Below are 24545 nucleotides of genomic sequence, written 5' to 3'. Positions count from 1 at the left end.
CACCCCCGGGCCTCTAGCTGCCGTCCCACCAATCGAGGGCCCTCGTCGCGTAGAAGGTAAGCCACTTGGACGGCTCGCCGGGCGGGACGTCGACGTCGAACCAGACACGGCCCGGGTAGCGCTCCTCTTGAAGCCATGTGCCGTCGGGGCGCCGCGCCGTTCTTACCACGTCAACGGCCTCCTCCAGTCGCGGATCCCGGCGGTCGGCCGCCCGGAAGTAGTCGAGGGCGCGCAGCGCGGTGTACTGCCAGCGAAACGGGTACGCGAACACGCGGGCCCAGGGACCCACGATCTCCCCGGTCGACAGCGAGCGCAGCAACCGCCGTTCCAGCAAGTACTCCTCCCCTGCCTTGCGAGCGGTACGCAGGGCCTCGGAGCCGCCGGTCGCCGTCTCGTAGTAGAGGAGTCCGAGCAGGGTGTTGAGCGTCGAATGGAACGACGAGCGCTTGGAGCCGTTGACCCACTCGCAGTTCCACCCGCCGTCGTCCAGCTGGTGCTGCGGGAACCACTCGGCGAGGGCGGAGACGTCGGCGCCGAGCCACGCGCCGTTGGCGAGCGTGTAGGCGTTGATGCAGCAGTCGACCTCGCCTCCCCAGTAGGGCAGGTTGTCGTACTCCCAGCGGCTGTTCGCGTCGAGCTTCTGGGCAGTCCCGGCGAGCACCGCGGCGTCGAGTCCCCATTCGCGAAGGGTGTTGAGCGCCCACGTGGTCGCGGTCCAGGGCTGGCCGGCATCGGGAGCCGCCTCGGGGCCCCGCATGTCGAAGTCGGCCGGGAAGTAAGCCCCTCCGGCCCACTGCCCGTCGGGGTCCTGCAGGGCGAGAAGCCTGGCCCCGAGCCCTTGGCTGGCGACTTGCGCCCGTGTCGCGCGCCAAACCTCCTCGGGCGCGCCGAGCAGATCGCGTTCGACCTTCCAGCGCAGAGCAGGATCGGAGTCGAGGAGCCATTCGGCCAGCGAGGCATCGACCATCACCACAGGCTACAGCCGGGGTCGGCGGCGGGGCAGGCCGGGAGGCGGCAGGGTTCCTTGACGCCGCCCACCGCCAGCGCGACGCTTGACGCATCATCCGCCCGCTCCACTCGCTTCACCTCGCATTCACGACCCTCGCTTCCGTCGCCGCCGTCGTCCTCTCCGCGTGCGCGTACGCCCCGGAGCCGGCGCCGACTCCCGTTCCGGCGGGGCCGCCGGGCGTCGAGGCCTTGGATCGCGCCGCGAACCTCGCGCTCGCAGCGGGCGGCTCCGCGATCGTGGTGCATGCCCAGTGGCCGCGCGGTTCGTGGGATCAGGGGTACGGCCTCAAGGCCCTCGACGCGTCGACCCCGGCACGCCCCGAGGACGTGATCCTGCCGGGGACCCTCCTCGACACGTGGCTCGCCGTGGCTGCGCTCCGGCTCGTGGAGGAGGGCAGGCTGAGCCTCGACGAGCCCCTCGACCAGCGGCTCGCGGCGCTCGGCCTGGCAGTCCCGCGGCCCGTCACCCTCCGCGAGCTCCTCGGCCAGACCTCGGAGATCCCAGACCTTCCCCGCGACCCGCGGCCGCCCGCGTCAGCGCTCGACGCCCCGCTTGCCGCGGCAGAAGTGGTACGCCGGATTGCGGGACAGCCGTGGGATACGAGCGGGCTCGCCCCGTTCTCCATCACGGTCACGGCACCCGCCGTCGTCGCGCTCCTCGTGCAGAGCCTGAGCGGCAAGCCGCTCAGGGACGTGCTCGACGACGATATCCTCCGCCCACTCCATCTCACCGGGACGACGTTGGGCGGCATCCCGGGCGACCGCCTGCTTCACGGCTACGCGTGGCTCGACGGCCAGCGCGTGGACTTAGCGGGCCGCGAGCTGGTGCGTCTTGTGACGGGCGGCGCGACGACCACGGCGCAGGACATGGCAACGTTCCTCTCTGCCCTGCTCGGCGGACGCCTCCTGAGGCCCAGCTCAGTCGACGCCATGAAGACGGTCGGCCTGGTGCCCTATGGTCTGGGCCTCTGGCGGGCCCAGGACGGCTGCTCCCTCGACGGCTGGCTGTACGGCCAGCGAGCCGACGCACTGGGCTATTCGTCAGTCGTCCTCGGCACCGCGGATGGAACACGGACCGTGGCCATCGCGGCAACGTCGCCCCTGGAAGATCTGAACGCCGTCGGCCCGGACAACGCCAAGTCCCTCTACAGCGCCCAGCTGTGGAGCGCCGCGAAGGAGTTCCTCGACAGGACGTGCGTCCTCAGCTGAGCCGGTTTAGCAATCGCGCTGACGGTTAGCCTAAGAACATGTGCGCCGAAATGCTCTTCACCCCGGTTGACGTGCGCGGCCTCACTGTCCGGAACCGGCTCTGGGTCTCGCCGATGTGCCAATACTCCGTCGAGAAATGGGATGGAGTGCCCACGGGCTGGCACTTCGCCCACCTCGGCTCGTTCGCCCGCGGAGGAGCCGGTCTCGTCATGACCGAGGCCACCGCCGTCTCGCCCGAAGGCCGCATCACGAATTGGGACACGGGCATCTGGAACGACGAGCAGGCACAAGCGTGGCGCGGGATCGTTGACTTTGTCCACGGGCAGGGGGCCGCGGCAGCGATGCAGCTTGCCCACGCGGGCCGGAAGGCATCAACCTACCGCGAGTGGAGCGGGCACGGTTCGCAGGCCATCGAGGACGGCGGCTGGGAGCCGGTCGCACCGTCCGCCCTCCCGTTCGGCACATACGCCACGCCGCGCGCCCTGACGGAGGAGGAAATCGCGGGGGTGGTCGACGACTTCGCGGCCGCCGCCCGCCGCGCCCTCGACGTCGGGTTCGACGCCGTCGAAATCCACGCGGCGCACGGCTATCTGGTCCACCAGTTCCTGTCCCCGCTCTCCAACCAGCGCACCGACGGCTACGGCGGCAGCTTGGAGAACCGCGCCCGAATCCTGCTCGAGATCGTCCGGGCCGTGCGGGCTGAAGCGGGCGACGGCGTCCCGATCCTTGTGCGCCTCTCCGCCACTGACTGGATGGGCGAGGAGGGCTGGACGGTCGAGGACACCGTGACCGTGGCCGGCTGGGCCGCGCGTGAAGGCGCGGACTGGTTCGACGTCTCCTCGGGCGGCAACGTGCCGAAGGCCAGCATTCCCGTCCGACCGAAGTACCAGGTCGAGTTCGCGACGGCGGTGCGGCGGGGCACGGGGATGCCGGTCAACGCCGTCGGCCTCATCACCACCGCGCAGCAGGCTGCGCAGATCGTGGAGGATGGCGAGGCGGACGCCGTCATGGTCGCCCGCGAGTTCCTCCGCGACCCGCATTTCGCGCTGCGCGCCGCGCACGAGCTGGGCATTGAGCTCGACTACTGGCCGCGGCAGTACACCCGTGCGAAGTGGCGCAACTAGCGGCTTGAGGTGCAGCGCCGCGAGACCCCGCATGGCATTCGTGCCACGCTTCGGACGAAGGCTTTCTCTTGCCTGGAAGTGCGGCTATGCGTCGGGGGTTCTCCCCCTGTCGCGGGGAAGTTCACGTTACGTGAACTTCCCCGCGAGAGGCGTCCGGAATGGTGCGCTGTCGCGTTGCGCCGTCACGTCCGCAGGGTGTGACGGGAGCGCCCGAGGTCTCGCACCCTGCAAAGGTGACGGCGCAACGGGGGCGCACCCTGCAAAGGTGACGGCGCAACGGGCGGAGGCTAGCGGCCTCCCTCGATCTTCCGGCTCCGCTGCTGGACCGCCTGCGGACCGTATGGGTACACCTCGAGCTCGGGCTCGCTGACCTTGGTGAGCCGCTCGGTCTCCTCCTGCTCGAGCTGCAGGGCGTCGGCCTTGAGGTTGTCGGCGAGCTGTTCGCGGGTGCGCGCACCGAGGATCACGGAGGTGACGGCGGGTCGGTCGGCCAGCCACCGCAGGGCCACCTGCGCAGACGAGACGCCGTGCGAATCGGCGATCTCCCGGACGGCGTCGATGATCTCCCACGTGCGCGCCTTCGCGTTACGAGGCTCCCAGGCCTCCATGCCGCGCTGCGGGTTCTCGCCGAGCCGAGTGGCACCGGTCGGCGCAGTATCCCGCCGGTACTTGCCGCTCAGCCAGCCGCCGCCCAGGGGAGACCAGGGCAGAAGGCCGATGCCGGCGTCGAGCGCCGCGGGCACAATCTCGGACTCGATGCCGCGGACCAGAAGGCTGTACTGCGGCTGCAGCGTGACCGGCGGCGCCCAGCCGTGGGCCTTCGCCTCGTAGACCGCCTTCGTGAGCTGCCACCCGAGGAAGTTGGAGAAGCCGTAGTAGCCGATCTTGCCGGCCGCGACGGCGTCGTCGAGGAAGCGCAGTGTCTCCTCGATGGGCGTGATCGGGTCCCATGCGTGCATCTGGTAGAGGTCGATGTGGTCCACGCCAAGGCGACGCAGCGAGGCGTCGAGCGCGGTGCGCAGGTGGCGTCGGGAGATGCCGAGGTCGTTCGGGCCCTGGCCCATCGGGAAACGGCCCTTCGTCGCGATGACGAGCCGATCCCTGCGGCCCGGGTCTGCCGCGAGCCACCGCCCGATGATCTCCTCGGAGGTCCCAGTGGAGTACACGTCCGCGGTGTCGATGAAGTTGCCGCCCGCGGCCACGAAGTCGTCGAGGATGGCGTGCGACGTCGATTCGTCGGCTTCCGCGCCGAAGGTCATGGTTCCGAGGCAGAGAGCGGAGACAACGGCGCCGCTAGCGCCGAGATTGCGGTATTCCACAGGGATCCTCCATGAGCTAGGAATCGGTTTCCGACTCCCAGCCTAGGGTGAGATCAGTTCGGGGAGAAGGCTTTCCACGAGGAAGTGCGGCGGGGTTCGGGGACGCCGGCGATATCGAACAGCAACTCGCGGAGCGCTCGGCCGTCCCCCAGCGGCATTCCCTGGGCGGTGGCCTGCGGTGCGAGGTACTGCGCGAGCCGGTCGGGCGAGGAGAGCTTCTCCTGCTCGACGGCGTCGCGCACCACGCGCCCGACGACGTGGAGGCTGGAACCGGTTGCAAGGAGATCCGCGATGGTCCGTTCCACCGTGAGGGCCGGCACCTCCTCGACCATGGTGACCTCGTAGGGCGTGAGCCTCTGGACACGGAGCCGCACTCCGGAGAGGCGCGTGCGCCGCCGAGCAGGAACGATGAACTCGCTGCCCGCGAACCGGAACCCGCCGATGCCATGGAGGAGAGCCGCGCTCTCCCCGGCCGCGACGACGGAGGGGACGCCGGGCACCGCGGGTTCGCCCGCCGTCGCCAGCACGATCCAGCGCGCGGCGACCTCCTCCTGCTGAGCCGGCGTGGCGCCTTCAATCCGGTACACCCCCTGGGCGACCCGAACCACAAAGCCGCCCGTGGCGAGGCGGGACATCTGCTTGCGGGTGATGCCGGCCTCCTCGGCGCGCGCCGTTGTCACAAGTCCCCAGCGGTTGTCCGCGACGCCTCCGAGGCGTGCCATGAGTTCAGCCGTCATGCCCTGATCCGATCATCGAAGCCCTGATGAATGCGGTCGCGGTGCCTCCAGCCGGAGTCGCTTCCTCTGCGAGGCTAGGGCCCACTAGGGAGGCCTCAGTGGCCGATCTGTCACAACTCCGTGCACACGGAGGTCAATTTCGTTCCCAGGGTCTCAGTGGTGGCGCTACTCCCCGGCCCCGACGCGGGCCTGGTCGACGATGTGCTCGGTTGCGGCCCAGCTGGCCAGAAGGCGCAGTGACTCCTCGGACTTCGAGCCCGGTTCCGCGGGGTAGACGGTCAGGGTGAGGCCTGGGTCTTCGGCGAGCTCCATGGCCTCGAACTTGAGCTCGATGTCCCCGACCACGGGGTGCCGGAAATGCTTGTCGCCCGAATAGTGCCGCCGGACGTTGTGTGCCGCCCACCGGACGCGGAACTCGTCGCTGCGGAGGGAGAGCTCTCCCACGAGGTCCGCGAGGCCTTTGTCGTAGGGGTTGCTGCCCGGATTCGGTCCTGAGGAGGGCCACATTGTTGTTGGCGGCGAGATTCCAGTCGGGGTAGAAGTCGCGGGCCCGCAGGTCGAGGAAGATAAAGCGCGAGTGGTTCACGGGGCGCGCGGGATCGGAGTACATGGGCGAATAGAGCGCCGTCCCGAGCTCGTTCGCGGCGAGGACATCCATCCGGCCGTTGCGGATGAACGCGGGCGCCCCGGTGATGGCGTCGAGCATGAACTGCACGCTCGGCCGCACCCGCTGCCTCACTGCGCGAGGCCTTGAGCGCGACGACGCATTCGCCGCCTTGGCGAGGTCGAAGAGGTGATCGCGCTCGGCCTCGTCAAGCTGCAGTGCGCGGACGAGGGACTCGAGGACGCTGTCCGAGACGCCGGCGAGATTCCCCCGCTCGAGCCGCGTGTAGTAGTCCACGCTGACTCCGGCGAGCAGCGCGACTTCCTCACGCCGGAGTCCCGGAACCCGGCGATTGCCCCCGTAAACCGTCAATCCTGCGTCTTCGGGGGTGATCTTCGCGCGGCGCGACGCAAGGAACTCGCGCGCCTCCAACCGGTTGTCCATACAACCAACGCTACGGCTGAAGGGGGAGCCAAGGGAGGTACTGGCAGGACCAGTATCAACAGGGCTCTCCCTCACGAGTCAGCGCGAGTGTTCGATGGAAGCATGACCACGAAGCAGGTGTTCGTCGAGCCCCGAGCGGGCAAGTAAACCACGACACCTGAGCAAGAAGGATTCCCATGGACTACAGATTCGTTGGCTCGACCGGCGTCGAGGTCTCGCCGCTGTGCTTCGGCACAATGTCATTCGGTTCGGAGGCCGACGAGGAGACCTCGGCCGCGATGTACCGCCGCGTCCGCGAGCGCGGCATCAACTTCTTCGACACCGCGAACGTCTACACCGCCGGCCGTTCGGAGGAGATCCTGGGCAAGCTCGTGGTCGGCGAGCGCGACGACGTGGTCATCACGTCGAAGGTCGGCTTCCGCATGAAGGGAGGTCCGAATGGTCAGGGGCTCTCGCGGCGCCACATCATGCAGTCGGTCGAGGCGAGCCTCACCCGGCTCGGCACCGACCGGATCGACTTCTACTTCGTCCATACCTTCGACCCCAACACCCCCATCGAGCAGACCCTCCGGGCCCTCGACGACCTCCAGCAGCAAGGCAAGATCCTCTACCCCGCCGTGAGCAACTGGGCCGCGTGGCAGATCGCGACGGCCCGTGGCATCTCGGCGCGCGAAGGCCTTGCGCGCTTCGAGCTCATCCAGCCGATGTACAACCTTGTCAAGCGGCAGGCCGAGGTCGAGATCCTCCCGCTCGCGCAAGCCGAGCGCATGGGCGTCATCACCTACAGCCCTCTGGGTGGCGGCCTCCTGACCGGCAAGTACCGCGGCGGACGGCGCCCCGAGGGCGGGCGCCTCGTGGAGAACGCGCGGTACGCAGACCGCTATGGGCAGGAGAGCGACCGCACCACTGCCGAGCGCTTCGCGGCATTCGCGGACGACGCCGGCATCTCGCCTGCCGCCCTCGCCGTCGCCTGGGTCATGGGTCACCCCGGCGTCACCGCCCCGATCGTGGGCGCGCGGAACCTCGAGCAGCTCGAGGGCTCGCTGAGTGCGCTCGACGTCGACATGACGCCGGACCTGCGCCGGCAGATATCCGGGCTGTCGCCCACTCCCCCGCCTGCCACCGACCGTTCCGAGGCCGTCACGGGGAACTGGACGTAGTGCGCGCGCAGGCGGAAACCGGGACGCGGCGCCCTGCGATGACCCGCGGCCTCACACTCCTGTTCGCCGTGGCGTCCGGGGCCGCCGTCGGGAATCTCTACTGGGCGCAGCCGCTCCTCGACGCGATCGCCCACGATTTCCACGCGGCGCCTGCCGAGGCGGGCTGGCTCGTGACGGCGACGCAGCTCGGGTACGCGGTCGGGATCCTGCTGATCGTTCCCCTCGGCGACGTGCTCGACCGGCGCCGGCTGATCGCCGTCATGATGCTCGCGTCCGTCGTGGTACTGCTCGCGTGCGCGCTGGCGCCGTCGTTCGTGTTCCTCCTCGTGGCCCTGTGCCTGCTCGGCGTCACGACGATCGCGGGGCAGATCCTGACGCCACTTGCGGGCGACCTCGCCGAGGATCGGCAGCGCGGACGCGTCCTCGGGACGGTCGTGGCCGGGATCCTCACGGGCATTCTGGCCTCTCGCACGATCAGCGGGCTCGTGGCGACCCTCGGCGGATGGCGCGCGGTGTACGCGGCGGCGGCCGTCGTCGTCGTCGTTCTCGGGGTGCTGCTGTGGCGGACGCTGCCGCCGCTCGAGCGGAAGGCGCGGGTCCCGTACGGGAAGCTCATCGCGTCGGTGGGCGGCGTCATCGTCAAGGAGCGCGCGGTGCGGTGGACGCTGGCGCTCTCGACCACTGGATTCGCGGCGTTCACACTGTTCTGGACGTCGCTCACCTTCCTGCTCGCGGGGCCGCCCTTCCACTATCCCGTCTCTGCCATTGGGCTGTTCGGGCTCGTGGGGATCGCGGGTGCGGTGACGGCTCAGCGGGCGGGTCGGCTGCACGACCGCGGCCTCTCGCTCCCGGCGACGGGAATCGCGTGGGTGCTCGTCCTCGCATCGTTCGTGCTCGCGGCCTTCGCGGGGGCATCGGTGTGGCTCGTTGTCGCGGTGGTATTCCTCCTCGACGTCGCGATCCAAGGCCAGAACGTTCTCAACCAGACACGGCTGCTTTCGCTCTCCCACGAAGCCCGGAGCCGCCTGAACACGGCGTACGTGACCTCGAACTTCATCGGGGGCGCGATCGGTTCGGGCGTGGCCGCGCTGCTGTGGGCTGCGGGAGGCTGGACCGCGGTCGCGGCGGCGGGCATCGTCATGAGCTGCTGGGGCTTGGGCGTCTGGGCGCTCGGCCGGCGCGGCCCGCTGGTGGTGGTCCGGCCATGACGCGGGCGGATCTGGAGACCGGCCGGGAAACCGGAAATCCCAGGCCGGTCCGTGCTTCGCTGATTGCGGCGATCGTCTTCCTGAGCGCCGTCGGCCCCCTCGCCACCGACATGTACGTGCCCGCATTCCCGCACGTCGCGGCCGACCTCGGCGCGAGCGTCACGGAAGTCCAGCTCACGCTGACCACGTTCTTCGCGGGGATGGGACTCGGCCAGCTGATCGGCGGCCCCTTCTCGGACCAGCGGGGACGCAGGCGTCCGCTGCTCGCGGGAACCGTCCTGGTCCTGATCGCCTCGGTGGGCTGCGCGCTCGCGCCCAACATCGGAATCCTCATGGCGGCCCGCTGTGTCCAGGGGTTGGGCGGCGGGTGGGCCCTCGTCGTGGCCCGCTCGGTGATCGTGGATCTCGCGAGCGGCAGCCAGCTCGTGTGGGCCATGAACGTCCTGCTGGGAGCGGGGGCCCTTGCGCCGATCCTCGCGCCTCTGGTGGGCGCTGGAATCCTGCAGTTCGCCCAGTGGCGGGTCACGTTCTGGGTGCTTGCCGCGGCCGGACTGGCGATGACGGTGTGCGCGCTGTTCGTGGTGCCCGAGTCGCTGCCTCCGGAGCGGCGTCACCGCGGTGGGCTGCGTGCCTTGGGCCGCGCCGCCCGAACCGTGCTCGGCGAGCGGCGCTATGTGGGCTACGTGATGGTCAACGCCTCGTCAATGTTCGCTGTGTTCTCGTACGTGGCCACGTCGGCGTTCGTCCTCCAGACCATCAACGGCCTCTCGCCCGCTGCGTACTCGGCGGACTTCGCGACGAATGCCGGCGGCATGATGCTGGCGACGCTGGTCTGCGCACGGCTCGCCGGCCGGGTGCCGACGCGGCGCGTCATCCTCGTGGGCATCTGCCTGAGTCTCACCTCCGGGCTGTCGATGCTCATCGGCGCCGCGTGGTTCGGCGCTCCCCTGGTGCTCGCCGTCATCTGCTTCTTCTGCCTCATGACGGCGCAGGGGATGATCGGGCCGAATTCGGGCGCACTCGCCTCTGGCGAGGTCCCGGAATATGCGGGGACCGGCATTGCGGTCATGGGTCTGTTCCAGTCGATCGCCGCCTCTGTCGCGGCCCCGCTCACAGGCTTGCTCGGCACCAGCACGGCCGTTCCGCTCGGCGTCCTCATGGTGCTCGGAGCCTCGTCGGCGATGGTCGGGCTGCTGCTCGTGGCCAGGCCCAGGAGGGCACCGGCTAGTCCGGAAGCCGCACGCCGGTGAGCCGCGCGAGCTCCTCCACCACCTTGTCCTGGAATGCTGGGTCGAGCACGACGGCGGCCGGCTCCCGCAGCCGCTGATGGTGCCAGTAGCCCCCGGTTGCCTGCGCCTCGTCGTCGTCACTCGCGGCGAGCCAGGCTTGGGTCACGTGGCCGAGTTCAAGGTCGTCCGGGGCGCCCGGCCCGCCCATGCGGGTGGGCACCCAGCCGGGGTCGACGGCGTTGCTGCTCACCCCGGGCCAGCGGCGTGCCACGGCGAGCGCGAGTGCCGTCACCAGGAGCTTGCTGTCCGAATACGCCCCGTAGGAGTCCCACCGCCGCCTCGTCCATTCGAGGTCGTCGAGGCTCGGTGAGCCGCTGCGGTGCATGCCGCTGCTGAGGTAGACGACGCGCGACGGACGCGTGAGGCGCGCCGTCAGGAGATACGGCGCCAGGACGTTGACGGCGAGGACGTGAGCGTGGCCGTCGGCCGTCGTCGTCCGCTGCCGCTCCGTGTAGACGCCAGCATTGTGGATCACAGCGTCCATCCGCCCGATCTCGTTCACCTCGTCCGCGAGCGCGAGCGTCTCAGCGTGGCTCGCCAGGTCCCCGACGACGATCCCCGCTGCACTGACTGCCACTTCCTCCAGAGCCGCCGCGCGTTCGGGATTCCGGGCATGGACGACGACGTCATGGCCTTGCGCTATGAGCGCGCGCGCCGCAGCGAGGCCGAGGCCCTGGGTGGAGCCAGTGATGAAGATGCGGGCCACGAGGGCCTCCTCAATAGCGTGGGCAGGTGGCTTGATGATAGGCAGGGTTGGTGCGCGCGATCGTGATGGATGAAATCGCCGGACCGCTTGCCGTCCGCGAAGTAGCCGAGCCAAAGCTGCCGGAGGGCGGGGTGGTGATCGACGTCGTCGCTACCGGTCTGTGCCGCAGCGACTGGCACGCGTGGGTGGGCCACGACGAGATCGTGCTGCCCCACGTTCCCGGGCATGAGTTCGCCGGGGTTGTTGCGGCGGTGGGCCCTGGCGTGACGAAGTGGGCCGTGGGCGACCGGGTCACCGCCCCGTTCGTCGAGGGCTGCGGCGTCTGCGAGTGGTGCCTCTCGGGCAACGCCCAAGTCTGCCCCGATCAGCAGCAGCCCGGCTTCACGCATTGGGGCTCCTTCGCCCAGCGGGTGGTGATCCACGCGGCCGATACGAATCTCGTGGCGATCCCCGAGGAAGTGAGCTTCGAGGCCGCGGCTAGCCTCGGCTGCCGCTTCGCGACCGCGTATCGGGCCCTGACGGGGCGCGCCGGTCTATCCGCGGGCGAGTGGGTCACCGTTGTGGGCGCTGGCGGCGTGGGGCTCAGCGCCGTCATGATCGCGAAGGCACTCGGAGGCAAGGTGATCGCCATCGACCGTCATTCGGCCGCCCTCAAGGCGGCCTCGTCGCTCGGGGCGGACCATGTGCTGCTCGCCGACGGTTCCGACCTCCCCGCCCAGGTCCACTCCCTCACGGGCGGCGGCGCGCATGTGTCCGTCGACGCCGTCGGCAGCGAGCAGACCTGCGCTGACGCCCTCCTCAGCCTGCGGCGGCGGGGGCGGCACGTCCAGATCGGCCTCCTTCCGCCCGTGGACGGGCATCCTCGCGTGCCGATGGCACGGGTCATCGCGTGGGAGCTCGACGTCTTCGGCAGCCACGGCATGGCAGCGGCGGACTACCCCGGAATGCTGGCCCTCATCGCTTCGGGGGCATTGCAGCCGCAGAGGCTCATCGAGCGGGTTATTGGCCTCGAGGAGGCTGCTCGGCTGCTGCCTGAATTCGACACGGCGAATGTCGCAGGGATGACGATGATCGATCCGCGGGGGTGAATCACGAGCGAGCGCGGGGAGATCGGGTGGCTACGCAAGCTTCATGAGCAGCTGCATCTGTTCCGCTGCGTCGCTGCCCGGCGCGGGCGTGTAGACGACGATGTGGAGGTCCGGGCGATCCGACGGTGAGACCTGATGGTGCTCGAAGCGGAGGACGCCCACGGCCGGGTGGTGGAAGAGCCGTTCCCGCGATTCGAAGCCGAGGATGTCGTGCCGGGCCCACGTATCGCGGAACTCCGGGCTGGCGTCCTTGAGCTTCTCGATCTGGTAGCTGATCTTGGGGTCGCCCAGACGGGGGCCCGCTTCGGCGCGGAATTCGGAGGCGAACCGGCTGCTGGTGACGTCCCAGTCCGGGAGCAGGCTGCGGACGTAAGGGTCCGTGAAGACAAGCCACAGCAGGTTCCTCTCGGCCGAGGGAACTGTGGCGATGTTGGGGTACAGCGCCGCATAGCCTCGGTTCCAGCCTTCGACGCCCCAGTCCGGGGCCAGGGCGAACGACGGATTCGGGTCCAGGGCGTCGAGGAGGCGTTGAACGTGCGGAGGAACGTCGGCGACGGCGGTGCCCGAGGGAGGCACGGAGACGTACCCCGCGAGCGAGAGGACGTACGCGCGTTCCGTCTCCGAGAGCCGGAGCGTGCGCGCCAGCGTTTCGAGGACCTGGCGCGACGGGGAGATCTCCCGGCCCTGTTCGAGCCACGTGTACCAGGTGACGCTGATGGCCGAGAGGAAGGCGACCTCCTCCCGCCGCAGGCCCTTCTCGCGGGTGCGCCCCACCGGCGGCAGTCCGTAGTCGGAACGCAGCGCCTGTGCGCGCCTGGCTTTGAGGAAGAGGCCGAGTTCCCGGCGCCGCTGGGCTGCGTCCGTCATGGTGTTCAAGCCTAGTACCCGTACTACTAGAAGCGGATCCTCCTAGGAGCAGAGCCTCCTAGGAGCAGAGCCGTCTTCAGGTTCTCGCCGGGCTGCGAAAGCATTCGTCCTATGCCTGCACTTCGTTCCCGCACTGTGACCCATGGCCGCAATATGGCCGGCGCCCGCGCATTGCTGCGCGCAGCCGGCGTGGCCCGAGAGGATTTCGGCAAGCCGATCATCGCGGTCGCCAACAGCTTCACCGAATTCGTCCCCGGTCACACTCATTTGCAGCCCGTGGGCCGCATTGTTTCCGACGCCATCAATGCCGCCGGCGGAATTGCCCGCGAGTTCAACACGATCGCGGTCGATGACGGCATTGCCATGGGCCATTCCGGCATGCTCTATTCCCTGCCGTCCCGGGATCTGATCGCCGACTCTGTCGAATACATGGTGGAGGCGCACCGCGCCGACGCCCTCGTCTGCATTTCGAACTGCGACAAGATCACGCCCGGAATGCTCATGGCTGCCCTTCGGCTGAACATTCCGACGGTCTTCGTTTCGGGCGGCCCTATGGAGGGCGGCACCGCAGTTCTCGTCGACGGAACTGTCCGCAAGCGACTGCACCTCGTCAACGCAATGACCGACGCCGTCTCCGAGCAGGTCTCGGACGCCGACGCCGCTGCCGTGGAGGAGGCCGCGTGCCCCACCTGTGGTTCGTGCTCGGGAATGTTCACAGCAAACTCGATGAACTGCCTCACCGAGGCGCTCGGGCTCTCCCTGCCCGGCAACGGCTCGACGCTGGCCACCCACACTGCGCGGCGCGCCCTGTACGAGAAGGCCGGCTCCACGATCGTCGAGCTCGCCCACCGCTACTACGACGACGACGACGCTACCGTCCTCCCGCGATCCATCGCCACCCCGGCGGCCTTCGAGAACGCGATGGCCCTGGACATTGCGATGGGCGGATCGACGAACACGATCCTGCACCTGCTCGCAGCCGCCCACGAGGCCGAAGTCGATTACGGCCTCGAGGAGATCGACCGCCTTTCCCGGCGGGTCCCCTGCCTCTGCAAGGTCGCGCCCAACGGGTCCTACCTCATGGAAGACGTGCACCGCGCCGGCGGCATGCCCGCGATCCTCGGCGAACTGCACCGCGCCGGGCTCCTCAACGAGGACGTCCACTCAGTGCACGCGCCATCGCTCAAGGCCTGGCTCCTGCAGTGGGACATCCGTGGGGAGGCGCCGGATCCCGAGGCAATCGAGCTCTTCCATGCGGCCCCGGGCGGAGTGCGGTCGTCGTCGGCCTTCTCCCAGTCGGAACGATGGGAAAGCCTCGACCTCGACGCCGCGTCGGGCTGCATCCGGGATGTCGCCCATGCCTATTCGGCCGACGGCGGCCTCGCCATTCTGCGCGGAAATCTCGCCGTGGACGGCTGTGTGGTGAAAACGGCGGGAGTCGACGAATCCATCCTGAAATTCAGCGGCCCCGCCATTGTGGTGGACTCCCAGGAAGAAGCCTGCGACATCATCCTGAACAAGCGTGTCAAGGCGGGGGACGTCGTCGTCGTCCGCTATGAAGGGCCGCGCGGAGGGCCGGGGATGCAGGAGATGCTCTACCCGACGTCGTTCCTGAAGGGCCGCGGGCTGGGCGCCCAGTGTGCGCTCATCACCGACGGCCGCTTCTCCGGAGGCACGTCCGGCCTTTCCATCGGGCATGTGTCCCCCGAGGCGGCCGCGGGCGGGACGATCGCCCTGGTCGAGGATGGGGACCTGATCGAGATCGACATCCACGAGCGCCGGATCCACCTCGACGTCGCCCCGGAGGTCCTCGCCGAGCGCCGCGCCCGGCTCGAAGCGAGCGGCGGATTCACGCCGAAGAACCGCGAGCGCACCGTGTCAACCGCGCTGCGAGCCTACGCGGCCATGGCCCTCTCCGCCGACAAGGGAGCCGTCCGGGACGTTTCCCTGCTCGGCTAGCCTCTCGCCCGGCGGGTGCCGCAAGCGTGCTGCACCCGCCGGGGAAGCTGGCGCCGCGCTAGTCCAGCTGCACCGGGCCCAGCTCGGCAAGGAATTGCCCCGGACCCGGGTTGGCCGGGTGGGACGACCCGCCGAGGTGATTGACCACTCCCCACACGGCGTTGAGCGCGGTGGTCACCGCGCCTTCTGCCCATCCGGCCGTCCAGGAGATGTCGTCGCCCGCGAGGAAGATGCCGCGGTGCCCGGCATCGAGCCCCGATTGCTCGAAGTGGGTGTAGAGCCTCTGCTGGTATCGGTAGTGGCCGGGAAGGTTTGCCTTGAAGGCGCCCATGAAGTTGGGGTCCGCCTCCCAGGAGACGGTGATGGGCTGGCCGATGATGTGGCTGCGGATGTCCACCCCGGGGTAGATCTTCTCAAGCGAGTGCAGCATGAGCTCGACCCGCTGCTCGCCGTCGAGGGCGAGCCACTTGAGGGCGTCGTCGTTCCACGTGTACGAGAGCAGGATGACGCCCGGCTTGTCGGGGCCGTTGTCGAGGAGGTACGTCGCCCGGTTGAGCCGGTCGGTGAGAGTCATCGACATGGTCTCGCGCCCCGTCTCAGGATCCAGGTCCTTCCAGAAGGGCCGGTCGACCATGACGAAGGTCTTCGACGACTGCATGTAGTGCGAGCGCTCGATGGCGGTCCAGTGCTCGGCTGGGAAGAGGGCCTCCTCCGTGTCGAGGCGGGTCGAGAGGAGCCACGACTGGCAGGTTGCGACGACGGCGGGATAGCTGCGCTCCATGCCCCAGCGCTCGGCGACGACGATCGGCGCGCTCTCCCCGGGGGGCGTCGCCGGGCTGTGGGACCGGGCGACGCGCCCGACGGCGCCGCGCGGCGCCCCGCCGTGGAGCGAGGCGAGGGAGGTCCCTGCGGGCCAGTGCACGATGTCCGACGGCGCATGGTTCCACAGCGCCTGCGGCAGCCTTTGCGCTCCGCCTACGATGAGCCGGTGACGGTCGTCGGCGTCGGTGTAGACCACTCGGAGGATTTCCAGGATCGAGTTCGGGAAGTCGGTGTCCCACCCGCCGGTGCCGAAGCCCACCTGGCCGAACGCCTCGCGGTGCGCGAACCCTGCGTCCTTGAAGGCCTTGCTGTTCGCGATGAAGCCGTAGAAGCTCTCCTCGTCGAAGACCTCGACGAGCGAGTCCCAGAGTTCCTTGACCCGCCGGGTGTTGCGGGTGCGGATGGCCTCCTGCATCTGGTCGAAGTGCGCTTCGTCCCGCAGCGCCGCCTTCCAGGCGGCCGCGACCTCGTGGAAGAACTTCGGGAGGTCCCCGGAGGTCTCGGCGTAGAACTTCTCCCCGGCGAGCTCGATCACGGTGCTCGAGGTGGCGGGAGCGAGCGGGTTGGGGAACTCGCGGGTCTCGAGGCCGAGGAGGTCGATGTAGTGGTAGAGCGCTCGTCCGGACTCGGGGAAGCGCATGCCGCCGAGGTCGGCGGTCACCTCCCCGGCACTTGAGAAGGCTGCCGTGCGGAGGCGGCCCCCAATCTGGTCGGCCTCGTAGACCACGGGCTTGAGGCCGAGCTTCATGAGCTCGTAGGCCGTGACGAGGCCGGAGAGTCCCGCCCCGATGATCGCGACCTCCGTCCCGTGCAGCTCTTCGGGGACGCTTCCCAGACCGGCGGGATGGGCGAGGTAGTGGTCGTAGCTGAACGGGAAGTCGGGGTTCAGCATGGTCACCGGGAGGCCGGACTCGTGTGCCCCGCCGAAGTCTGCAGGCTGTGCTGCCATGGTCATGCGAGTGCTTCCTGCTCTTGGGATTCGGGCCGGGTTCCGACGCGGGAGTTGCGACGGCCGTAGGCGAAGTAGAAGGCAGTGCCGAGCACCATCCACCCCCCGAACACGAGCCACGTGACGCCGTCGAGGTTGGCCATGAGGAAGGCGCAAGTGAGGGCGCCCAGGACCGGGACGATCGGGAAGAGCGGGACGCGGTAGGTCCTGGCCATCCCGGGCCTGGTCACCCTGAGGATGATGACGGCCACGTTCACGAGGGCGAAGGCGAAGAGGGTTCCGATGCTGGTCGCGTCGGCAAGGGCCCCGAGGGGGACGAACGCCGCGGTCAGGGCCACCAGGACGCCGACGATCCAGGTCCCCGCCACCGGAGTGCCGGTCTTCGGCGAAACCCGGCCGAAGATGGCCGGGACCAGGCCATCCCGGGACATGGTCAGGAGGATGCGCGTCTGGCCATAGAGCACGGTGAGCACCACGGAGCAGATCGCCAGGACCGCGCCCACGGCGAAGACGACGGCGATCCACGCCTGCCCCGTGAGCTGGTCCAGGATCTGGACCAGCGCGGCCTCGCTGTCGCCGAACCACTGCCAGTCCTTGGCGCCGATCGCGGCGACGGCCACGAGGACGTAGAGGGTCGTGACGATGAGCATGGAGAGCAGGATCGCCCGCGGCATGTCGCGCTTCGGGTTGCGCGCCTCCTCCCCTGCGGTGGAGGCGGCGTCGAAGCCGATGTAGGAGAAGAAGACCTTGGAGGCGGCAGCGCTCACTCCTGCGGCGCCCATGGGCATAAGCGGAGCGAAGTGGCCGGCGTCGAACGCGGTGAAGGCCACCGCGCAGAAGAAGACGAGGATCACGATCTTCACGGCCACGATCACCGTGTTGACCACCGCGCTCTCCTTCGCGCCGCGCACCAGCAGGAGAGTCGCGAGGAGGACGACGACGAGGGCCGGGATGTTCAGCATCCCGCCTCCCCCGGGTGGCTGGGAGAGCGCATCGGGGAGCTGGACTCCGATCACGCTCAGCGTCTCGTTGACGTACTGGCCGGCTCCGACCGCGACCGCGGCGACGGAAACCGCGTACTCGAGGACCAGGCACCAGCCGCACACCCACGCCATGCCCTCACCCAGGGTGGCGTACGAGTACGAATAGCTCGATCCCGCGACGGGGACCATGCCCGCCATCTCCGCGTAGCTGACGGCGGAGAGCAGGGCGGCGATGCCGGCCACCACGAAGGAGATCCAGACGGCGGGCCCTGCGACAGGCACGGCCTCGCCGAGGATCACCAGGATCCCGGTGCCGAGCGTGGCACCGACGCTGATCATGGTCAGCTGCAGGACCCCGAAGCTGCGTCGGAGGGTGCCGCCGCGGTGGTCTTCGGCCTCGGACTCCATCTGGAGGATGGACTTGCGGCGGAGGAGTTGGCGGGCAAGGCTCGTCTTCGAGTCCTCGCGCGCCTCAGTCATGGTGCTCATGGGACAGCCTCTATCTGTGTAGGTGTCGATGTCCGCTCACAAGGCTAGGCGTGTGAGGCAGCTCTCAGCTCGGTGCAAAGTGACCTAGAATTGAGACCTGTGGGATTCAACGCACCGTTGCCTGAGGGACCCAGCCTCACGGTTTCGGGTTTTCTGGCCCAGCTGCCCGACGACATCCGTGTCATTCACGACGCCGGCGACCAGCCCTTGCGCTGGGTGGAGCCAAGCGATCTCGACGATCCCACGCCCTATCTCCTCGACCACGAGCTGCTGCTGACCTCTGGCCTCCCCCTCCGACGCCAGGGGACCGAGGCCGTGGACGCGGATGCCTTCGTGCGCCGGCTCGTGGCGGCGGAGGTCTCGGCACTCGGATTCGGCCTCGAGCCGTACTTCAGCGAAGTCCCGGCAGGCCTCGTCGAGGCCTGCTCACGGCAGGGCCTCACGCTGTGGGAGATCCCGCCGACGCTGCCGTTCGCGGCGATCGGGCTGACGTTCTCGCGCCTGCTCGAATCCGAGAGCGCCAGGATGCTCCGCGACGTCGCGGACATGAGCCGCCAGCTCCTGCGCTCGGTCCTGGGCGAGAGGCCCGAACAGGATCTGCTGACGGCGCTCTCGCGACGGGTCGGAGCGAGGCTTGAGCTCTACGGGGCCCGCGGCCAGCTCCGCTTCACGGCTGGCACATGGAAGGGCCACGGCGCCGAATCGGAGGCTGCCGCAGTCGCGGATGCGCTTGAGGCGACGCTCGCGGGCTCCGGCGCCCGCGTCGAGCACCGCGGGACCGAATCAGGCGAGGTGGTGTCCTTCCCCCTCCGGAGCGGGCGTGCCTCGGGGCGGACCTCGGAGGCCACCCTCGGCGCACTCGTCCTGGTCGTTCCGCGTCCCCTCGCCCCCACCGAACACAGCATTGTCACGACCGCCGTCGGACTCCTGGAAGTCCTCGCCCGTCAGCGCACAGCCGGCGATCTCTCGCCGAGCCAGCTCGCCGCCGCCCTGTTGCTCGGGGCCGAGGGGCTGCCCGACCAGATCGCCGAACGGCTGCTGGCCGAGAGCGTCGGAGGGCCGCGCAGGGCGCCGGTGCGCGTCGTCGTCGGAGCCCGGCCGGATTGGAAGGCCGAATCTGCGCCGGCCGCCCGCCCCGGCGGGCTCGACATCCTTCCCGAGGTGCTGCAGTGGAGGCGGCTCTGGGACACCAAACTCGTCATCCACGAAGGCGGCCACCTCGTGGCCCTGACTCGGGTCCACCCGTCCGCCGAGTCCTTCGCGGCGGCAGAGAAGGCCGGGTATGTTGTGGCGGTCAGTCCCGGGGCGCAGGTCGCGGCCGCGGGAGCGGGCACGTACTCCGACCTGCGCGATCAAGCTCTCTCGGTGCTGCCCAGAGCCTTGGACGAGCGGCGGAGCATCAGCGCCGAGGAGGTGGCGCCGTCGTTCGCAGCTCTCCTCCCACCCGAAGCCGGCAAGCTCCTCGCGCGGGAGCTGCTCGCTCCACTGACCGAGCTCAGCGCGCCCCGCGGGGAACTCCTCCTCCGTGTGCTCCGCGCGTGGCTCGAGGCGAACGGCTCCTGGGACGCGTCCGCATCGACGCTCGGGCTGCACCGCAACAGCGTGCGGCGGCATATCGGAGCGGTCTCCGAGCTGCTCGGGAGGGACCTCAATGACGCGGGAGTCCGCGCCGAGCTGTGGATGGCCCTTCGCTTCCTCTAGAGATTCCACTCCCGGTACAGCTCGGGGCGACGGTCGTCCAGATAGGGCACGTCACTCCGGGCGGCCACGGCCACCGAGGGGTCCACGTCGGCGAACAGCAGTTCCTGCTCGGCTCCAGCCTGACCGACGACCTCGCCGAAGGGATCGGCGATCACACTGAGCCCCGCCAGCTCGAGGCCGTCTTCGCTCCCGCAATGATTGGCGTAGGCGACGTACAGTTGGCTCTCCAGAGCCCGCGTGGGAATGAGCCGGCGCTGGACCTTCTCGTATCCGGTGGACATCGCGGTGGGGACGAGCAGGGCCTGCGCGCCCTGCAGAGCTGCGGCGCGGGCGCTCTCGGGGAACTCGACGTCGTAGCAGATGGCGATGCCCAGCCGGAGGCCGCCGAAGTCGACGACGACGGGTGGCGCACTTCCGGGGCTGAAGACCTCCTGCTCCTCGGTGCCGAAGAGGTGCACCTTCGCGTAATGCACGCGTCGCGTACCGCTCGCGTCCACGAGGGTCGCCGTGATGCGCCATTCCCCGTCAACGACCTCGGGGAGGCTGTAGAGGAGAGCGATTCCGTGGGCGCGCGCGAGGCCCTCCAACGAGGCGTGGATTTCCGGAAGCGTTTCGGGAGCGAGTTCCTTTCGGAGCCGGCGCGGTGCGTAGCCCACCGGGAACAGCTCCGGGGTCAGGAGAAGCTCGGCTCCTGCCGCACTGGCCTCAGCCGCGCTACGGTCGATGACCTCGAGATTGCTGGCGACGTCGAGCACCGCCGACTGTGCCTGCATGAGCGCGAGACGCATCCGTCCCCTTCCTCCACGGTGGGTGAAGGCTCCAGAGTAGGTCGGGTGCGGGGCGTCGGTCTGTGGACGCTTTGCACCACGACCAAGGCACCGAGGTGCTAAAGGACCACCTACCTCGCCGCTGCGCGGGATCTACCGCCCCTGGGTGGGCTTCCGGCTCTCGAGGAGGTGCTCGAAGAGAACTTTGTCCGGCTGATCAGGACGATCCGCCATCCGGCGACGGAGGACGTCCTTCACGTCCTCGCCCAGCACGGGATCGACAAGCAGCGCAGACAGGATCTCGCGTGCCTGATCCGCGATCGACACGTCGTCGAGGACGTTGAGCTCAGCCATGAGACGAAGATAGGGCGCCACACCCTTGCTATCCGACGAATGACACGCCGTACCCCCACACGTTGCGCCGTCACCTCCGCAGGTTCGGGCCCCACCCGCCCCCAGCACATCCAGCAGACGTGACCGCGCAACGAGAAGAGCGACACCACTGCACCTTGTCATGACACCACCGTGGTGTCATGATGGCGTCATGGATCTCGATCGTTACGTCGCCGACCTTCGGTCCCAGCTCGCTGCCTCCTTGGAGGCACGGGGAGAGGAAGCCCGCGGTCTGGCCGAGCAGCTGAGCTTCGGGCTGGAATCAGCAGCCCGGCTCGCGCTTCTCGAAGCGCTCAGCGATGCGGCGAGCGAGATCACGCGTGAGCTGGCTCCCGGGTCGGTCGACGTGCGTCTTCGGGGTCGCGACCCGGAGTTCGTGGTGTCACCGCCCCCGGCGGCCGAGTTCGCTGACACCCCCAGGACGCCGTCGCACGCTGCGGCGGCCGAGACGGGAAACGACGGCGGCCAGGCGAATGCCGACGCCTTCGACGACACCGTCACCTCCCGCACCACCCTGCGCCTGCCCGATCAGCTGAAGGCCCGTGTTGAACGGGCCGCCGCGCAGGATGGGCTTTCCCTCAACGCCTGGCTGGTCCGCGCCATCGCGGCCGCCCTCGAGCCCAAGAGCCGCCGCTCCGCGCAGCGGGAGACGCGCTCCGGAGACAGTTTCACCGGCTGGGTCAGCTAACCCCGGCCGGCACCCCACCAGCAGTCCCGCAGGCACCGGGACTGATCCGTCCTGCCCAAAAGGAGGTCCCTCATGCCCCGATACGAAGCAGCCGGCCCCATTGACGCCGCCATCGACCTCGGTGTTGGCCACGTCGAAGTGGTCGCTTCCGACCGCAACGAAGTCTTCGCCGAGGTGGTCCCGACGAACCCCGGCCGCAGCGGCGACATCTCGCTCGCCGAGGAGGCCGCCATCACCTTCGAGGCGGACAGGCTCCGCGTCCGCCTCCCGCGCCGGCGCAATCTGTTCGGTCCCAGCGACTCCGTTGACGTCCGCATCGAGCTGCCCCGCGGCTCGAGGGTCGACGTCGAAAGCGCCTACGGCTCGGTCCGCACCCGCGGCGAGCTCGGCGAGTGCAGCATCACCGCCAAATACGGCACCGTCACCGGGGACACCATCCACGGCCTCGTGCTCGTCTCGCCCTACGGAACCGTCGACATCGAGCACGTGGCCGGGCGCCTTGACGCGAACCTCGGGCACGGCCAAGTGCGGATCGGCCGCGTCGACGGCGAGGCGCGTTTGCGCGGATCCCACGGCACCATCGACTTGGGCATCACGGCTGGCCCGGTCGAGGTCACCACATCCGGGCCTCTCACCATTGATCGAGCGCTCGACGACGTCACCGCCAAGAGCGCGCACGGCGCCATCCGCGTGCGCGAGGTGAACGGCGGCTCGATCCGGCTCGAGAACGGCTACGCCGAAGTGGAGGTTGGCGTCCCCGCGGGCCTTGCCGCCTGGCTCGACGCCTCATCTCTGCACGGCGCTGTCCGCAATGAACTGACTCCAGACGCGGATGCCGCGTCGAGCGGCCGCACGGTCGAACTCCGCCTGCGCTCCACCTGGGCCGACGTCGTCGTCCGTCGCGCCGGCTCGCGCATGAGAAAGGAAACAATGCCATGACGACTGCAATCGCAGCCCGCGGGATCACCAAGCGCTACCGCGGCCAGACGGTGCTCGACGGCGTAGACCTCACCGTCGCCGCAGGGACCGTCCTCGCGCTTCTCGGCCCGAACGGGGCGGGCAAGACCACGGCGGTTCACATCCTCTCGACCCTCGTCCGGCCGGACGGGGGAACCGCGACGATCGCCGGCCACGACCTGCTCCGGGACCCACAGGGAGTGCGGAGCGCCATTGGACTCACCGGTCAGTTCGCCGCCGTCGACGGCCTGCTCACGGGCGAGGAGAACCTTCGGCTCATGGCCGACCTCCGCCATCTCGGTTCCCGCGCCGGACGGCAGCGGGTCGCCGAACTGCTCGAACGCTTCGATCTGACTGACGTGGCGCGCAAGCCGCTCATCACCTACTCGGGCGGGATGAAGCGCCGCCTCGACCTCGCGATGACGCTCGTCGGAACGCCCCAGATCGTGTTCCTCGATGAGCCCACCACAGGCCTCGATCCCCGGAGCCGCCAGACGATGTGGGAGATCGTCCGCGAACTGCTCGACGACGGCGTCACGATCTTCCTGACGACCCAGTACCTCGAGGAGGCCGACCGCGTGGCCGATCGCGTCGTCGTGCTCGACCACGGCCGCATCGTCGGCGAGGGCACACCCTCCGAGCTCAAGGCGCGGGTCGGCACCGAGGTGCTCGTCGTCACCGATAGGGACGGGACCGCGCGCCCCGAGATCCCCATCGACGGGACGGTCGGCGGGCTCCGTCGGGTGCTGGACGAGATCGACGGCGATCAGCTCGCCACCGCGAGTCTGCGCACCCCGAGCCTCGACGACGTCTTCTTCGCGCTCACAGGCAATCCGCCGTCGTCGTCCTCAGAATCCGCAGCGGCCCCTGCGACCGCCTCCACCCGGGAGGAATCATGACCAACATCGCCACGACCGCCGCCGATTCGGCGACGATGTTCCGCCGCAATCTGCTCCACATGCTGCGCTATCCGGGGCTCACAGTCTTCGTGATCGGGATTCCGGTGCTGCTCCTGCTGCTGTTCGTCTATGTGTTCGGCGGCACGCTCGGCGCTGGACTGCCCGGCGGCGGCAACGGCGCGAGCCAGCAGTACCTCGCGTACGTGGTTCCGGGCATCCTCCTGATCGGCGTGGCCGGGATTGCGAACGGTGCGTCGATCGGGATCGCCCAGGACATGACGGAAGGGATCGTGGCCCGCTTCCGCTCGATGGCGATTTCGCGGGCCGCGGTCCTCAACGGCCACGTTCTGGGCAATACCGTCCAAGGGCTCCTCTGCCTCGCGATCGTCCTGGGCGTCGGGCTGCTCATGGGGTTCCGCCCGGCGGCCGGGCCACTGGCTTGGCTCGTGCTCGCCGCCTTCCTGGCACTGGTGTGCTATTCGATATCCTGGGTCGCCGTCGCGATGGGGATGAGCAGCAAGACTGTCGAAGCCGCGAGCAACTGGCCCATGATCTTCACGCTCCTGCCCTTCCTCGGCAGTGGCTTCGTCCCGACCGCCTCGATGCCGGGCTGGCTGCAATGGTTCGCAGACGCGCAACCGTTCACGCCGTTCATCGAGACCGCCCGCGCCCTGCTGGCAGGGCGGGCGCCGAGCGCCGGCGACGGCTGGTGGTCGCTGATCTGGTGCACGGGGTTCATCGCGCTCGGCTACGCCTGGGCCCGGAGGCTCTACGAGCGCAAGTCGGTGTAGATTCGAGGGAAGCCCTAGAACGCCGAGAGGCAACCATGAATGCAGCCGACGACGGCAGCCACGCAAGCTGCTGCGCTCCCCAACGCCCGAGCGGCGGCGCCGTGCAGGTACAGCTCGGCAAGCCGCAGCAGGGGGCCGCGCGCCATGAAGACGTCGCGGTTCCCTCGGGGGTCTTCCAGATGGGGGACGCGTTCGGGGAGGGGTACGCCACGGACGGGGAGACACCGGTCCACGAGGTGGAACTCGGCGGCTTCCGGATCGACGCCACAACGGTGACGAACCAGATGTTCGCCGCCTTCGTCGAGGCCACCGGCTACCGCACCGAGGCCCAGCAGTACGACTCCTCCGCCGTCTTCCACCTCCTCGTCAAGGCGCCCGCGGAGG

22 protein-coding genes and 1 pseudogene are annotated in these 24545 nt (G+C 69.2%); 13 read left to right on the top strand and 10 right to left on the bottom strand.

The annotated features are described in order from the left end of the window. Window positions 1-13: 13 nt before the first annotated feature. Window positions 14-967 (bottom strand): prenyltransferase/squalene oxidase repeat-containing protein, encoded by a 954-nt coding sequence (locus E5679_RS10920; protein ID WP_138415709.1) that lies wholly within the window; start codon window positions 965-967, stop codon window positions 14-16. 230 nt (window positions 968-1197) lie between these two features. On the opposite strand from E5679_RS10920, the gene E5679_RS10915 reads away from it, so the two are divergent. Together E5679_RS10915 and E5679_RS10910 are read left to right on the top strand one after the other, a co-directional pair. Then, the gene (locus tag E5679_RS10915) at window positions 1198-2217 is read left to right on the top strand and encodes a serine hydrolase domain-containing protein (RefSeq protein WP_171042336.1); all 1020 of its coding nucleotides are present in this window, start codon (window positions 1198-1200) and stop codon (window positions 2215-2217) included. Between the two features lie 38 nt (window positions 2218-2255). Next, entirely contained in the window at window positions 2256-3341 is a 1086-nt protein-coding gene (locus tag E5679_RS10910; RefSeq protein WP_138415705.1) for an NADH:flavin oxidoreductase/NADH oxidase, read from the top strand. 287 nt (window positions 3342-3628) lie between these two features. On the opposite strand, the gene E5679_RS10905 is transcribed toward E5679_RS10910, so the two are convergent. The 3 genes and pseudogenes from E5679_RS10905 to E5679_RS10895 all read right to left on the bottom strand — a co-directional run bounded on the left by E5679_RS10905 (window position 3629) and on the right by E5679_RS10895 (window position 6445). Further along, the gene (locus E5679_RS10905; protein WP_138415703.1) at window positions 3629-4660 is read right to left on the bottom strand and encodes an aldo/keto reductase; all 1032 of its coding nucleotides are present in this window, start codon (window positions 4658-4660) and stop codon (window positions 3629-3631) included. Between the two features lie 53 nt (window positions 4661-4713). Beyond that, a complete protein-coding gene (locus E5679_RS10900) occupies window positions 4714-5397 on the bottom strand; it encodes a type IV toxin-antitoxin system AbiEi family antitoxin domain-containing protein (protein WP_138415701.1) in 684 nt (227 codons plus the stop codon). 165 nt (window positions 5398-5562) lie between these two features. Next, window positions 5563-6445: pseudogene (locus tag E5679_RS10895) on the bottom strand (helix-turn-helix transcriptional regulator). Window positions 6446-6621: 176 nt separating this feature from the next. Between E5679_RS10895 and E5679_RS10890 the strand changes: the two are divergent. From E5679_RS10890 to E5679_RS10880, 3 genes are read left to right on the top strand one after another with little or no spacing between them, the layout of a single operon-like run. After that, window positions 6622-7605, top strand: a complete 984-nt coding sequence (locus E5679_RS10890) for an aldo/keto reductase (protein ID WP_138415699.1) — start codon at window positions 6622-6624, stop codon at window positions 7603-7605. Between the two features lie 38 nt (window positions 7606-7643). Continuing rightward, window positions 7644-8813 carry an MFS transporter gene (locus tag E5679_RS10885; RefSeq protein ID WP_138415697.1) on the top strand — a complete coding sequence of 390 codons (1170 nt, stop codon included), beginning with the start codon at window positions 7644-7646 and terminating at the stop codon, window positions 8811-8813. Then, entirely contained in the window at window positions 8810-10063 is a 1254-nt protein-coding gene (locus tag E5679_RS10880) for a multidrug effflux MFS transporter (RefSeq protein ID WP_138415695.1), read from the top strand. The genes E5679_RS10885 and E5679_RS10880 overlap by 4 nt, the downstream gene beginning before the upstream one ends. Here E5679_RS10880 and E5679_RS10875 read toward each other — a convergent pair. Continuing rightward, complete coding sequence (locus E5679_RS10875) at window positions 10038-10808, bottom strand: SDR family NAD(P)-dependent oxidoreductase (protein ID WP_138415693.1); 771 nt, start codon at window positions 10806-10808, stop codon at window positions 10038-10040. The genes E5679_RS10880 and E5679_RS10875 overlap by 26 nt on opposite strands. A gap of 50 nt (window positions 10809-10858) precedes the next feature. Between E5679_RS10875 and E5679_RS10870 the strand changes: the two genes are divergently transcribed. Beyond that, window positions 10859-11896 carry a zinc-dependent alcohol dehydrogenase family protein gene (locus E5679_RS10870; protein ID WP_138415691.1) on the top strand — a complete coding sequence of 346 codons (1038 nt, stop codon included), beginning with the start codon at window positions 10859-10861 and terminating at the stop codon, window positions 11894-11896. A 30-nt stretch (window positions 11897-11926) separates the two neighbouring features. Here E5679_RS10870 and E5679_RS10865 read toward each other — a convergent pair whose 3' ends face one another. Beyond that, window positions 11927-12763, bottom strand: a complete 837-nt coding sequence (locus E5679_RS10865) for a helix-turn-helix transcriptional regulator (RefSeq protein ID WP_138415689.1) — start codon at window positions 12761-12763, stop codon at window positions 11927-11929. A 111-nt stretch (window positions 12764-12874) separates the two neighbouring features. On the opposite strand from E5679_RS10865, the gene ilvD reads away from it, so the two are divergent. Next, on the top strand, window positions 12875-14722 hold the full coding sequence (gene ilvD / locus E5679_RS10860) for a dihydroxy-acid dehydratase (RefSeq protein ID WP_138415687.1): 1848 nt from the start codon (window positions 12875-12877) through the stop codon (window positions 14720-14722). 58 nt (window positions 14723-14780) lie between these two features. Here ilvD and E5679_RS10855 read toward each other — a convergent pair whose 3' ends face one another. Both E5679_RS10855 and E5679_RS10850 read right to left on the bottom strand, forming a co-directional pair. Next, on the bottom strand, window positions 14781-16493 hold the full coding sequence (locus tag E5679_RS10855) for a flavin monoamine oxidase family protein (RefSeq protein ID WP_249336090.1): 1713 nt from the start codon (window positions 16491-16493) through the stop codon (window positions 14781-14783). A 2-nt stretch (window positions 16494-16495) separates the two neighbouring features. Continuing rightward, the gene (locus E5679_RS10850) at window positions 16496-17965 is read right to left on the bottom strand and encodes an APC family permease (protein ID WP_138415685.1); all 1470 of its coding nucleotides are present in this window, start codon (window positions 17963-17965) and stop codon (window positions 16496-16498) included. Between the two features lie 99 nt (window positions 17966-18064). Here E5679_RS10850 and E5679_RS10845 point away from each other — a divergent pair, with 99 nt between their 5' ends. Then, window positions 18065-19666 carry a PucR family transcriptional regulator gene (locus E5679_RS10845; RefSeq protein ID WP_138415683.1) on the top strand — a complete coding sequence of 534 codons (1602 nt, stop codon included), beginning with the start codon at window positions 18065-18067 and terminating at the stop codon, window positions 19664-19666. Here the strand turns inward: E5679_RS10845 and E5679_RS10840 are convergent. Beyond that, entirely contained in the window at window positions 19663-20454 is a 792-nt protein-coding gene (locus E5679_RS10840; RefSeq protein WP_138415682.1) for a carbon-nitrogen hydrolase family protein, read from the bottom strand. The two genes, E5679_RS10845 and E5679_RS10840, sit on opposite strands and share 4 nt — an antisense overlap. A gap of 132 nt (window positions 20455-20586) precedes the next feature. Next, a complete protein-coding gene (locus E5679_RS10835) occupies window positions 20587-20787 on the bottom strand; it encodes a hypothetical protein (protein WP_138415680.1) in 201 nt (66 codons plus the stop codon). Between the two features lie 190 nt (window positions 20788-20977). Between E5679_RS10835 and E5679_RS10830 the strand changes: the two genes are divergently transcribed. The 5 genes from E5679_RS10830 to E5679_RS10810 form a co-directional block, all read left to right on the top strand. Continuing rightward, entirely contained in the window at window positions 20978-21514 is a 537-nt protein-coding gene (locus E5679_RS10830) for a toxin-antitoxin system HicB family antitoxin (protein WP_138415678.1), read from the top strand. A gap of 72 nt (window positions 21515-21586) precedes the next feature. Then, entirely contained in the window at window positions 21587-22453 is an 867-nt protein-coding gene (locus E5679_RS10825) for a DUF4097 family beta strand repeat-containing protein (protein ID WP_138415675.1), read from the top strand. After that, a complete protein-coding gene (locus E5679_RS10820; protein ID WP_138415673.1) occupies window positions 22450-23370 on the top strand; it encodes an ATP-binding cassette domain-containing protein in 921 nt (306 codons plus the stop codon). Before E5679_RS10825 ends, E5679_RS10820 begins: the two co-directional genes overlap by 4 nt. Next, entirely contained in the window at window positions 23367-24161 is a 795-nt protein-coding gene (locus tag E5679_RS10815) for an ABC transporter permease (RefSeq protein ID WP_138415671.1), read from the top strand. Before E5679_RS10820 ends, E5679_RS10815 begins: the two co-directional genes overlap by 4 nt. Before the next feature lie 35 nt (window positions 24162-24196). Continuing rightward, window positions 24197-24545, top strand: a 349-nt coding sequence (locus E5679_RS10810; RefSeq protein WP_171042335.1) for an SUMF1/EgtB/PvdO family nonheme iron enzyme, incomplete at its 3' end; no start/stop codon positions are given.

The sequence above is a fragment of the Sinomonas gamaensis genome, assembly GCF_005876955.1.
Taxonomy (GTDB): Bacteria; Actinomycetota; Actinomycetes; order Actinomycetales; family Micrococcaceae; genus Sinomonas; species Sinomonas gamaensis.
The sequence above is the reverse complement of the archived record's forward strand: the minus strand, read 5'-3'. Positions and strand labels throughout refer to the sequence as shown.

Coding starts and splice junctions, on each gene's coding strand:
- E5679_RS10890 (WP_138415699.1), top strand. CDS start 6,622: ATGGACTACAGATTCGTTGGCTCGACCGGCGTCGAGGTCTCGCCGCTG.
- E5679_RS10840 (WP_138415682.1), bottom strand. CDS start 20,454: ATGCGTCTCGCGCTCATGCAGGCACAGTCGGCGGTGCTCGACGTCGCC.
- E5679_RS10855 (WP_249336090.1), bottom strand. CDS start 16,493: ATGGCAGCACAGCCTGCAGACTTCGGCGGGGCACACGAGTCCGGCCTC.
- E5679_RS10830 (WP_138415678.1), top strand. CDS start 20,978: ATGGATCTCGATCGTTACGTCGCCGACCTTCGGTCCCAGCTCGCTGCC.
- E5679_RS10880 (WP_138415695.1), top strand. CDS start 8,810: ATGACGCGGGCGGATCTGGAGACCGGCCGGGAAACCGGAAATCCCAGG.
- E5679_RS10820 (WP_138415673.1), top strand. CDS start 22,450: ATGACGACTGCAATCGCAGCCCGCGGGATCACCAAGCGCTACCGCGGC.
- E5679_RS10835 (WP_138415680.1), bottom strand. CDS start 20,787: ATGGCTGAGCTCAACGTCCTCGACGACGTGTCGATCGCGGATCAGGCA.
- ilvD (WP_138415687.1), top strand. CDS start 12,875: ATGCCTGCACTTCGTTCCCGCACTGTGACCCATGGCCGCAATATGGCC.
- E5679_RS10850 (WP_138415685.1), bottom strand. CDS start 17,965: ATGAGCACCATGACTGAGGCGCGCGAGGACTCGAAGACGAGCCTTGCC.
- E5679_RS10900 (WP_138415701.1), bottom strand. CDS start 5,397: ATGACGGCTGAACTCATGGCACGCCTCGGAGGCGTCGCGGACAACCGC.
- E5679_RS10815 (WP_138415671.1), top strand. CDS start 23,367: ATGACCAACATCGCCACGACCGCCGCCGATTCGGCGACGATGTTCCGC.
- E5679_RS10825 (WP_138415675.1), top strand. CDS start 21,587: ATGCCCCGATACGAAGCAGCCGGCCCCATTGACGCCGCCATCGACCTC.
- E5679_RS10885 (WP_138415697.1), top strand. CDS start 7,644: ATGACCCGCGGCCTCACACTCCTGTTCGCCGTGGCGTCCGGGGCCGCC.
- E5679_RS10920 (WP_138415709.1), bottom strand. CDS start 967: ATGGTCGATGCCTCGCTGGCCGAATGGCTCCTCGACTCCGATCCTGCT.
- E5679_RS10910 (WP_138415705.1), top strand. CDS start 2,256: ATGTGCGCCGAAATGCTCTTCACCCCGGTTGACGTGCGCGGCCTCACT.
- E5679_RS10865 (WP_138415689.1), bottom strand. CDS start 12,763: ATGACGGACGCAGCCCAGCGGCGCCGGGAACTCGGCCTCTTCCTCAAA.